The sequence below is a fragment of the Bulleidia sp. HCP3S3_C9 genome, assembly GCF_052064035.1.
In the GTDB taxonomy this organism is placed as follows: Bacteria; Bacillota_I; Bacilli_A; order Erysipelotrichales; family Erysipelotrichaceae; genus Bulleidia.
Genome location: NZ_JBQHWJ010000021.1, coordinates 22,673 through 34,374 on the forward strand (window position 1 = coordinate 22,673; position 11,702 = coordinate 34,374).

Genomic DNA, 11,702 nt, shown 5'->3' on the forward strand with positions numbered 1-11,702 from the left:
CGATATATTACTTTCTAAGATCTGTTCCACAAAATGGACAAAACTCTGTTAACTGCTGTATTCCTTCACAACAGATAGCTTCCTTCCTGCAAGATGGACAAACATACTTTCCATCTGTTTTCATCCATGTATACCCTTCTTTTTCTCGACATGCACTTTGCATTCTTTCATTTTTTGCAGCCTGTTCAAGAGTAAAAGATGGATCTCTATGATTTTTACGATAGTAAAACTCATAGTCATGGTATGTAAATGTTAATCTTTCGTTCTCTCTTTCTTTTTCAAGCAAAGCATCCTGACATACCTGAATCTGCTTTTTTAATTCACGCATGTTAGATAGATCTTTTGCATCTTTATAGTTTTCATACTTCCAGAATACAGAGCGCAGCAAAGAATCTTCCAGCATTTTTCTAGTTTCATCTAAAATCTCTTTCTTCTTTGCCTGTTTTTTAACTGTCAGTTCTTCCCCAACTAATATTCCACAGTATGGAGGGATATAGTTTGCCCATGTTGGATTTTTAGCATAGAGACTCTTTGATACAACAAGATAATTGTAATCTCCATAAAAAGATTTCTTGTTGTCCGTCTTAAGATCCTGTAATGTCACTTTCAATTCATAACATTTAAAGATACCCTTTGCATCCATTGTCATATAGTCAACGATTTCATCTCCATGACCACTGCTTTTAAATCCAATTGTCACTTCTTCACAGCCATATTCTCTTTTTGCTTTACTCAAGGCATCTAATGCCTTCTCTAAATTTTTTGTTTCTTTTGTCTTCATAATAGTTCGCTATCACTGGAAATCATTAATACGTTTTGCTTCTCAAATGGTTGTTTCTCTTCCTGGGTTGCCAGTAAAACAGTGTGTTTGAAATGATTCTGTAATAATTTACGGAATGCATTGCCTTTTTTTGCAAATGGACCACTCAAAGCCGTTGGAACATTCACAATGTAAATTCCTTTTTCATTTAAAGCATCATGAATGATTTGAATACTTTCTTCATCTCTTCTCTGTTCTTTTTTTCCAGTAAAAGCATCATTGATAATCAAATCAAACTTCTTGTTAGATTCTCTTAAATACTCAATGCCATCTTCATTCACAATATGCATTCTCTTTGTTTCATCTTCACTTAAATCATGTAATCCAAAATACTGAAACGCAACAGAAATTACATCTGTATTAATTTCAGAAACTGTAATTTCAGCATTTTCATACGTATGCACATAAAACTTTGGATACGCAAATCCGCCACCACCAATCAAAAATGCATTCTGAATCTCTGGATTCACAAAAAAAGCATAATCAAATCTTCTCATATACGGAAATACAAGATCATACTTTTTTTCTTCACTCAGATACATCGCAGATTGATACGTATCATTCACAAATAAAAAGCTTACCGCATCATCATCTAAAACGGTATCAACGACACGTAATGTACCACCAGATGTCTTTTTTTCAAATAATATATATTTACGCATGGATATATTTTAATACATCTTCTTCATTGTTGGAATCGTGTAATAAAGTGACATAGCCCAATAGACTATCTGCCTTCTTCTTCAGCATCTTACAATGTGGATTTACAAAAATACGACAAGGATACTTTGCATTCTTTGCTTCCTGTACAAGATTGACAACAGAGGAATTTCCATCGAGAGCTAATAAAACAGATGCATTTCTCTTAAAGATTTCATACGCTATTGACTTATAGATTCCCATGCTGCTTGGTTCAATTGCAACACGAATCGAAACATTGCATCTTTGTAAAGCATACAGTCTGGCTTTAGAAATCGTAGCAGGAACAAATGCAAAGATTTCAAAGTTCTTAGCATGATCTAACAGATATTTCTCATAGCCTTTCAGTGATGCACCAATCACAAACACCACTTTATCAGGATCACACTTTTCAATGAGTGTATCAATCAACGCACAATATTCTTTTCTTGTTTTTGTAATATGCGTATCGTTATTAAAACTTCCTCCCGCAATAATGACTGGAAATTTATCTCTTGGAAGTGGGACGATCTTGTCTTTGAATACAATAGATGAATCATAGATTTCAGATGTATCTTTCGATAAATCATCTACGTGATATGACTGCATTCTTTCTGCATACAATGTTTCCATAGAAGATGTCTTTAATGCATGTTCGAGTTTCTTTTTCTTTTCTATAAAAGCATGCATTGAAAAAGCAATAATCTTCTTTTCACTCTCACACATTTTAGCAAGATCATCATTTGTCAATTGCAGAATTTTTTCCAGTGACAGCTGTTCATCAATGGAGTTTGTTCCATACAACGCACCACCATCACTTCCCTGAACACAATCTACACCTGCATGTAAATACTGTTTTAATGGATGCTTTGACAAATCTGAAAGATTATTCAAGCGCACATTCGAAGTAATCTGGAACTCTAATACAACATCCTTCCCTTTCAAATATTCTAAAAATGCTTTTCCCTTTACCGTAGATAGATTGGCAGTATATAAACCATGACCAATACGAACATGCGGCATCTTCTGATTCTTTTCTAAAGATTCTTCGACACAGCGAATACTGTTATATACATTGTCGCGCAAGGAATCATTTTCTCCTGCATGAATACGAATAACAAAAGAATCATCCATAGATGCTAGATGAGTAATTTCTTGAATCAATGGTTTTAATTCACGAATATCATTGATTTCTTCTCCAACAATGTCACTGCCCGCAACATATGGATCCATCATCACACCATACAATGCTTCTAGATTATCTTTGTAGTTATTTGCACTGATAGAATCTCTGACAATTGTTAATGGAATACGACGAAAAGATGCAAGAAAACGAATCATGACACCTGTTTCCTGATAAACAGCAGGCATCACAGAATGTACTTCTTCTAACATATGAATCGATGCTTCTTTTTTAACAAGCGTTGTATCAGATATTTCTACATACTGGATGCCTTCCTTCTGATATTTTCTCGCAATCCATAATAACTTATCCTGGAATAATGAATTGTTCTGATATACAGGATTTGTTTTATCTAAAAGCATCTGCTTTAATAACATTTGAATATCATGATCATTTATTTCATCAATATGTTCCAATGGAATCTTCTTTTCTGCTATGATTCCCTTTGTAAAGACATAGCGATATAAATACACTTTTTCAAGATTTGTAAATACAGCCTGTCCATCTTTCATGACAGCTAATGAATTACGAATCCGAGGAATGTTATACGCAGCATTTTCAATATTATTTAAAATAAGATCTGCGAAATTAATATATGTCGTATCATCAATTCTACGCTGCAGATATTTACCTTCCAGACTGGAATTTTCAAATGTTTTCGCAACAGCACTTCTCTGTTTTTCTAAAGCATCAATCTGAGATGCACTACATTTCAGTTTTAATTTTTTGACATAGTAGTATGGATAGAGAATTTGATGTTTGATTCCCAATGCAATCAGCATATCTCCCGTCAGATTTGCATTCATATGTGTATGCAGATCTGTATGAAACTTATATTCTCTTTGAATAAATGTCTTAACAACTGTCTTCTGAAAATCTAGCTGATAGTTTTTTGTCTGAGACATCAATGTTTTAGAAATTGCAGGAATCGAAGCTTTTCTTTCAATCATTCCATTTGGATAAATATTCGCAACCTTTGTATCCTTTAAGCGAAAAATATATACAAGATTTCCTTCATCATTGTAGTAACATGGAATTTCACCTTTGATTATCTTCAAACCTGCATCATCAAAAGAAATCTTTAAATCACACATCTTTGCAAGGTTACTGATCAGATTTCCAGTTGTATGGTTTGGTGTACGCAAAATATAGAACAAATGATCCTGTTCCTTATATAATTCAACAATCATATCTTTTTCTTGATCTAAATAAAACTGTGTAAAATATTCCATGATCGACTCCTGATTTTTATGCGCTATTTTACATCTAACGATACAAAAAGAAAAGAGGCTTGCGCCTCTTGTTCATTTTTACTTAATGATTGGTTCTAACCACTGTGTTGGATAATCTTCGTAACCGAGGATCTTACATACAGTAGCAGCTACGTTAGCAAGACCGAAATCGCCTTCCTTGCATTCTGTTCCTTCTGGTCCATTGTATACTGCAAATGGTACAACAGCTAAGGAATGAGATGTCTTAGGATTGCCCTTCTTATCGATCATTTCATCAGAGTTACCATGATCAGCCATAACAAGCATTGTATAGTCATACTTTTTACAAGCATCCATAATTCTTCTGAGGTTGAGATCAACAGCTTCTACACCGATAATTGTAGCTTCATAGTTACCTGTATGACCTACCATGTCACCGTTTGGATAGTTACATCTGATGAACTGATACTTGCCGCTGGCAATTGCATCAACCATCTTTTCAGTAACTTCAGTAGCCTTCATCCATGGCTTCTGATCAAATGGAATCACATCAGATGGTACTTCTTCCCATACTTCTAATTCATCAGAGAACTTTTCAGAACGGTTACCATTCCAGAAATATGTCATATGACCAAACTTCTGTGTTTCACTGACAGCATAGCTATGAACACCCTTTTCAACTAAGAATTCAGACATTGTATGTTCAATGTGTGGTGGTTCAACAAGGAAGTTCTTAGGAAGCTTAAGGTCTCCATCATACTGAAGCATACCAGCATAGTATACCTTTGGCTTCTTAACCATATCAAACTTGTCAAATGTATCCATATCATCAAAGCAATTAGAGAATTCAACAGCTCTATCGCCTCTGAAGTTATAAAGGATTACAGAGTCACCATCATCAATTGTACCAACAGGTGTTTCGCCATCAGCGATAACGAATCCAGGAAGATACTGGTCTGTGTAGTTACCTTCTGCTCTATATGTTTCGATAGCTTCTTTGCATGAAGCAAACTTTCTGCCATCACCCATAACATGGATATGCCAGCCTCTTTCAACCATAGACCAGTCAGCTTCATAACGGTCCATTGTGATTTCCATACGTCCACCACCACTGGCGATGCATCCATGGAATGTATCATCATTCAATTCCTTGAATACTTCTTCCAGCTGATCAACATACTGTAATGCACTTGTTTCAGGAACATCACGTCCATCCAGTAAAGCATGAACTCTAACTTCCTTAACGCCTTCCTTCTTAGCTTCCTTGATCATAGCAATCAAATGAGAAATATTGGAATGTACATTACCATCAGAAAGTAAACCAACAAAATGTAATTTACCATTATGTTCTTTTAAGTAATCAACTGCACCTACCCAGGCAGATGCCTTGTAGATATCTCCACTTTCAATAGATTCATTTACTAACTTTGCACCCTGAGAATAGATTTGACCACAACCTAAAGCGTTGTGTCCAACTTCAGAGTTACCCATATCTGCATCACTAGGTAGACCTACCGCAACACCACTTGCTTTGATTGTTGTATGAGGCCACTTTGTCATCAATTCCTCAATCTGAGGTTTGTAAGCATGCATTACTGCATTACCATTGTCTTTGTCTGTCCAGCCTACGCCATCCATGACTACTAATACTACTGGTTTTGCCATAAATATTTTTAATCTCCTTTTCAAGCATGAACATTATCTCATGTTTTTTTTAATTTGACGCAATGAATTGTGAAAATATACACAGAAATCAACACAAGAATACTATCCATTTGAATTGTGATACTATAGTATCACAACACGAGGTACAAAAATGAAATATTTAGTTGTCAGTGATATTCATGGTGCACTCTCAGGTGCAGAAGCGATCAAAAACGCATACGATTTCCACACGCCAGACTATATTCTTTGTCTAGGGGATATTCTTTACCACGGTCCAAGAAATGATCTGCCATTAGACTACGCACCTAAAAAAGTCATTCCAATAATGAATGACTTCAAAACAAAACTTATCTGTGTAAAAGGAAATTGTGATGGTGAAGTAGATCAGATGGTATTAGATTTTCCTGTCTTAGCTGCATATAACAATATCCTGCTCAAAGATCGTCGTGTATTTATGACACATGGACATACATATACACCATCTAACCCACAGGCATTAAATACAAATGACTGCTTCTTAAGTGGACATACACACGTTCCTACGGCATATCAGGAAAACGGAATCTATTTATTAAATCCAGGATCAATTTCTTTACCAAAAGAAAACCACCCAAGAACATATGCCATCTTAACAGATACAGACTTTACGATTTATACATTAGATCATAAAGAATACATGAAAATAGAATTTTAAAAGAGATGGTCCTCCCATCTCTTTCTTATTGTATGGAACACGCAGCTCCATCCCTTGTGATTATTTCTTTTCCTTGTTCTTTGAGATATGTTTCCCAATCTGTAAAAACTGTTCCATCTTCTTTTACAATTGCAGGAAAACCAATATCATGGATTGCCTTCAAACGATCAAAGACTGGATTTTCATCACGCATTTCTAAGAAAATACTCAAATTTCTTAAAGAAGCACAACAATCCATGAATTCATATGCAATGCCATAATGATCAAAGTTTTTCATGCAGTTGGTACAATCCGAACACATCAGAGAACCATATATTTTTAACATGCAATCCCAGCTTTCTTGAGTGCCATACAGACAGGCGGAATCACTAATAGATGCATCACAATTCCAGGAAATGTAGAAACAAAATACGCTGTTGCCCACATCTGTAAAGAATAATTGCCAAGACCTAAAATTATAGACTGTATCATACCACCTGCAATCCTTCCAACAATCATTGCAATCATCAAAGCAGCATAGATCTTTACACCATCTTTCTTTTCCTTCAATACACGCATCATGATACCTGTCACAATTGCATACACAGGTAATTCAAAACACATCGCAATCAATGTATTCCCCTGTGGCATACCAGTGATCATAGAATTCAAGATTGGACAAAGGACACCAACAATTGCACCTTCCACTGGTCCTAATACAAGACCTCCAATCAAAGCAGGCATATGTAATGGAGAAAACAGCATTCCACCTTTTGGAATTCCATGGAATGCATATGGCAATACAAGACCTAATGCTAAAAGCATTGCCATCACTGTAATTCTTTTTGTCTGTTTCATTCACTCCCTCATTCTAATACTTCAGATACACGCTTCAGCCAGGAACGAATTTCAATATGTTGTGGACACTGTACTTCACATTGACCACACTGTACACAGGCACTAGCCTTTGCATGCGGCTCTTTCGTTGCATTTTCATATCGTTTCTTTGCTTCTTCTTTTTTATTGAAGATCAGATCCATATTCATTGCTTTAAAGATATCAGGAATCTGGATCTGCATTGGACATCCTGCAGTACAGTAATGGCATCCCGTACATGGAATCTGATCAATAGAAGCTAAGATATCCATTGCCTGTTCAATAACTTTCATTTCTTCCTCATTTAATGGCTTAAAATCCTTCATATAGGAAAGATTATCTTCCATCTGTGCAATATTACTCATACCAGACAATACAACCATTACACCTGGTAAAGACGCAACAAAACGAATTGCCCATGAAGCATAGCTTGCATCTGGATCAGCTTTCTTTAACAATTCCGCAACCTTTACAGGAGGTGCAGCTAATGTACCACCTTTGACAGGTTCCATGACAATAATCGGCTTATTGTGCTTTCTAGCAACTTCATAAACACCTTTAGAATCTACAGATGGATTGTTCCAGTCCGCATAGTTGATCTGCAGCTGTACAAATTCAACATCTGAATGCTTTGTTAATAATTCATCTAATAGTTTCGCAGTACCATGAAAAGAAAAACCATAATGTTTAATTTTTCCTTCTTCTTTCAACTGCTTGACGTAATCCCATAGATTCCATGCATCATACTTCGCAACATTATTTTCACTCAATGCATGCAAAAGATAGAAATCAATGTAATCCACTCCTTCTCTTTCCAAAGAAACACGGATTTGATTTTTCGCATCTGCTTCATCTTTCGCAACACCTGCATTGAGTTTTGAAGTAATGTAGAACGTATTACGATCATGTCTAGAAGTGATGGCATTGCGGGCAGCTTCCTCACTTCCTTCATACACATAGGCAGAATCTAAATACTGTAATCCAGCATCGAAAAACATGTTTGCCATTGTTGCAGTCTGCTCAACATCAATGACGTCACTATCCGCAACTCTAGGTAAACGCATGAGACCAAAACCAAGTTTTGGCATTTGTCTGACAAATTGTTCATCTAACATAGTTCTTTCCTCTTCTTTTTTTAATTATCAATAAAAGATGAAAACAATGCAAATAAAATGACCAAAAAAAGAAGCAGATCATTCCACTTCTTTCCTAAATACATATTGTTCAACCAGATGATGCCTTTGTGCCATACCAACAAGTGTTCTTTCCACACCAACGCGTATATCATTATATTCATCTGATGTTTTAGCCATCATAAGTTCCTCTTCAAGATTATTTAATAATTTATGAAACTGTTCCAAAAAGAAATTTTCTGGAAGCTGATAACTATCTTGTACCCATCCGCACATGTCTAATACATCACGTCTGACTTCATCTCTATTCTTAACCATACTTGTTGTCACTTACTTCTATTGCATTCATCTTACAACAATTTCACACACATTTGTGAATAAAACTTCCCTGTTGAATATTTTTTATCTTTAAAGTGTGCAAAATCTGATTTAAAACATGTCTTTTATTCATTGACCAGAGTGGTGCAAGCAACAAATCAGAAGCCCCATCTCCTGTTAAACGATGAATAACAATATTCTCATCCAGATAACCAATACAGTCCGTAATGATATCAATATATTCATCCATCGATAATACATGAAATAGTGATGGATCCTTTTCATACAGTCTACCAAGATCACAGTCTTTGAGATAATGTAATAGCTGTAATTTAATTCCAAAAATCTTTTTTGTGTTTAAGTACTGGATTGTTTCAATCATGTCCTGTTTCGTTTCATTTGGCAATCCAAGAATCACATGTACAATGACTGGAATATCAATTGCATGCAATGCATCCACACACGCATCAAATACAGATAATGGATAGCCTCTACGAATAAACAATGCACTTTTAGGATGAATCGTCTGTAATCCTAATTCAATCCATATAAACTTGTCAGGATATTCCTGTCTCAATTTCTGCAATAATGCAATCGTATCTTCATGGATACAATCTGGGCGTGTTGCAATCGAAAGACCACAAAATAATGGATCTTTTAAAGCACTCGTAAATAAATGTTCTAATGTTTCAACAGGTGCATATGTATTTGTATATGCCTGAAAATACGCAATATAATCACCAGCATCTGCATCCTGATGATTGTAAATCAGATCTTCTTTTGTTAAGGACTGACCCGTATACTTTATCGCAAAATCACCAGAACCACCTTCATCACAAAAGATACATCCACGATGATCAATCCTTCCATCACGATTTGGACAAGTCATATTTGCATCCAGTGTAACACGATATAGTTTTCTTTGAAATGTATTTTTACAATAGTCTGTAAATGAATTGTAATATTTTTGCATGCATCTATTATACAAAATTCAAGATACTTTTTGCTTCTTCATACCCTTTATAATATAAAGCTTCAATACTATCTTTATCTTTTGTTAATGTCTTCATCTTTCCAATACTATCTGGTGCAACAATACAAACTTTTCCCTGTACTTGAAGATATTCACAAGCATCTACCTGTTGATTATAGACAACAGAACGATTTCGCATTGCTAAAGAAGCATTTGGATAATGTGGATGTAGAAGATCTGCGATGATCTTGTCATTCTTTGGAATTCTTCGATAATCTTCTGGGCGTGTCAGAATCACAACAACTTTATCACAGCCTGCTTCAAATGCCTTTTCATATGGAACCGGATCAGAGAGACCACCATCAAAATATGGAATGCCATTAACTTTGTATGGACGATTGATGACAGGTACACAACAGCTAGCCTTGATTGGATCATACGAATCCTGGCGCATATCATACTTATGAAAGTAATGTGGAAGGCCCGTATTGGCATCTGTCGCAACAATCATCATATCTCTAGGATCATTCCGGATTGTTTTCCAGTCTAGAGGATAATCACCTTCATGATCAGATAAAGAAGAATAAATGTAATCCAGACCAATATAGGAACCTGTATGGATTAAATTCTTCACACCCATATATTGTTCTCTTTGGAAATATTCTGTATAGAAAACAAAGTTTCTACCACGCTGGTTTGCCATATAAGAAGAAATATTGGCAGCACCAGCACTCACACCAATTCCAAAATCAAAGCGAATCCCTTGTTCCATACAATAATCCAGTACACCTGCACCAAATGATCCTCGTAATCCTCCACCAACATCAACAACACCAATCTTCATATGCCACCTCCACTTTTATCCATTAGTATCTACTGTTTTTTCTTTGTTTTCTAGAAACAGATGCTTGAAAATGTATAAAAGAAAGGCGAAACAATCATTTTATAAAGCTAATTCACACTTCAAAAAGTTTTCCAGCACTTTTCTTTTAAAAAGGTGTTTATAACAGAAATGTTTTCACCTTCATAGTATTTAACTAACAATTCCTTGAATTTCATAACTTCTTTTTCTGGGATTACAAGTAATCCTTGTCCATGTGCAATGAGATATTGATTTGCAAATATTACAGAGGCACGTTTATTCCCATCAATGAAAATTTGTGCTTTCATGCAATACATACATAGATCAATTGCTATATCGATAACATCCTTTTCAGCATGAACTATGTTTGCAATAGATTCTTTCACATCACTTTCAAGTGGTATAGGAGGCACATAATTACTTCCACCAATTGTAACTGGAACACCGCGAACTCTTCCTCCATCGAGATAAAAACCCTCGTTTACTAACTTTGCAATATGACTAATCATATAAAAATTAGAATCACTTTGAATGACGTCTTTATCTAATATAAATTCCCAGGCATGTTTCAAATTTAATATTTTTTGTACATCAGAAGCTTTCACACCATTTACAATTCCATTGTCCAAAATTTCTTCTGTCTGTGGGAAAGTTGTACCAACACCTTCTAATACTGCTTGATCATAAATATTAGCTTTCATATTTGCTCTTGCAAAATCAATATTTTGAATCACACGATTTGACAATTCAGAATCGTTATATCCAAGTAAAGATAATTTTTTTTCAATTTGCCTTATTCTTTTACGTAATGTTCTAGCATCTCTAGAATTTTTTAGCAGTAATTGATATAGCTCGTCAGAATATGCATCAACATAGGTAGATGTTAGTTTTCCCGCAATTCTTTTTCTGACATATAAATAACGAGAACCATTTTTTTCTTTTATTTCAGGAGAACCATCGTAAGGCAATAAATTCAACCTAGCTTGACAATCCGCTTTATCTTCCAATAATTCTTGAATCTTAATTAAACTATTCATATTTTTTACCATTAAGGCGGCCTTTCTTTCCGCCTTCACAAACCAGTAATGAAATTACTGGTAAATCTCGCCTCTTTCCTGTATGCTTTGCTTAGGAGGTATAGATACACTACAGAGCACGTTAGGAGGAGTAGGCAATTTGTTTGCAAATATCCTGAATATTTATAAGTCGCCGTCATCCTTACAAGCACAAACAAGTAGGACTCAGAGCCTGAACACTTAGCATTGATTTAATCAATTGACTGAATATACGCTGGATGACAGTCAATGTCT

At 35.2% G+C, this 11,702-nt stretch carries 12 protein-coding genes; 1 reads left to right on the forward strand and 11 read right to left on the reverse strand.

All coding sequences use genetic code 11. The features are described 5' to 3' along the window. Window positions 1-7: 7 nt before the first annotated feature. From ACTND6_RS05310 to gpmI, 4 genes are all read right to left on the reverse strand, one after another. Window positions 8-781 (reverse strand): hypothetical protein, encoded by a 774-nt coding sequence (locus ACTND6_RS05310; RefSeq protein ID WP_441022587.1) that lies wholly within the window; start codon window positions 779-781, stop codon window positions 8-10. Further along, window positions 778-1,482, reverse strand: a complete 705-nt coding sequence (locus ACTND6_RS05315) for a spermidine synthase (protein ID WP_441022589.1) — start codon at window positions 1,480-1,482, stop codon at window positions 778-780. Before ACTND6_RS05315 ends, ACTND6_RS05310 begins: the two co-directional genes overlap by 4 nt. Next, on the reverse strand, window positions 1,475-3,913 hold the full coding sequence (locus ACTND6_RS05320; RefSeq protein WP_441022591.1) for a hypothetical protein: 2,439 nt from the start codon (window positions 3,911-3,913) through the stop codon (window positions 1,475-1,477). Before ACTND6_RS05320 ends, ACTND6_RS05315 begins: the two co-directional genes overlap by 8 nt. Window positions 3,914-3,991: 78 nt before the next feature. Continuing rightward, window positions 3,992-5,557, reverse strand: a complete 1,566-nt coding sequence (gpmI, locus tag ACTND6_RS05325; protein ID WP_441022593.1) for a 2,3-bisphosphoglycerate-independent phosphoglycerate mutase — start codon at window positions 5,555-5,557, stop codon at window positions 3,992-3,994. A 151-nt stretch (window positions 5,558-5,708) separates the two neighbouring features. Here gpmI and yfcE point away from each other — a divergent pair, with 151 nt between their 5' ends. After that, window positions 5,709-6,251 (forward strand): phosphodiesterase, encoded by a 543-nt coding sequence (yfcE, locus tag ACTND6_RS05330; RefSeq protein ID WP_178176952.1) that lies wholly within the window; start codon window positions 5,709-5,711, stop codon window positions 6,249-6,251. A gap of 25 nt (window positions 6,252-6,276) precedes the next feature. On the opposite strand, the gene ACTND6_RS05335 is transcribed toward yfcE, so the two are convergent. From ACTND6_RS05335 to ACTND6_RS05365, 7 genes are all read right to left on the reverse strand, one after another. After that, the gene (locus ACTND6_RS05335) at window positions 6,277-6,576 is read right to left on the reverse strand and encodes a glutaredoxin (RefSeq protein ID WP_178176951.1); all 300 of its coding nucleotides are present in this window, start codon (window positions 6,574-6,576) and stop codon (window positions 6,277-6,279) included. Beyond that, window positions 6,570-7,088, reverse strand: a complete 519-nt coding sequence (locus ACTND6_RS05340) for an ECF transporter S component (RefSeq protein ID WP_441022596.1) — start codon at window positions 7,086-7,088, stop codon at window positions 6,570-6,572. The genes ACTND6_RS05335 and ACTND6_RS05340 overlap by 7 nt, the downstream gene beginning before the upstream one ends. A gap of 8 nt (window positions 7,089-7,096) precedes the next feature. Next, complete coding sequence (locus ACTND6_RS05345; protein ID WP_441022598.1) at window positions 7,097-8,221, reverse strand: aldo/keto reductase; 1,125 nt, start codon at window positions 8,219-8,221, stop codon at window positions 7,097-7,099. 78 nt (window positions 8,222-8,299) lie between these two features. After that, window positions 8,300-8,557, reverse strand: coding sequence for a hypothetical protein (locus ACTND6_RS05350; RefSeq protein WP_441022600.1), 258 nt, complete (start codon window positions 8,555-8,557; stop codon window positions 8,300-8,302). A gap of 43 nt (window positions 8,558-8,600) precedes the next feature. Continuing rightward, entirely contained in the window at window positions 8,601-9,530 is a 930-nt protein-coding gene (locus tag ACTND6_RS05355; protein ID WP_441022602.1) for a TIGR01212 family radical SAM protein, read from the reverse strand. Window positions 9,531-9,537: 7 nt separating this feature from the next. Beyond that, the gene (locus ACTND6_RS05360; RefSeq protein WP_441022603.1) at window positions 9,538-10,374 is read right to left on the reverse strand and encodes a patatin-like phospholipase family protein; all 837 of its coding nucleotides are present in this window, start codon (window positions 10,372-10,374) and stop codon (window positions 9,538-9,540) included. A gap of 119 nt (window positions 10,375-10,493) precedes the next feature. Next, complete coding sequence (locus tag ACTND6_RS05365) at window positions 10,494-11,429, reverse strand: Fic family protein (protein WP_441022605.1); 936 nt, start codon at window positions 11,427-11,429, stop codon at window positions 10,494-10,496. Window positions 11,430-11,702 lie beyond the last annotated feature (273 nt).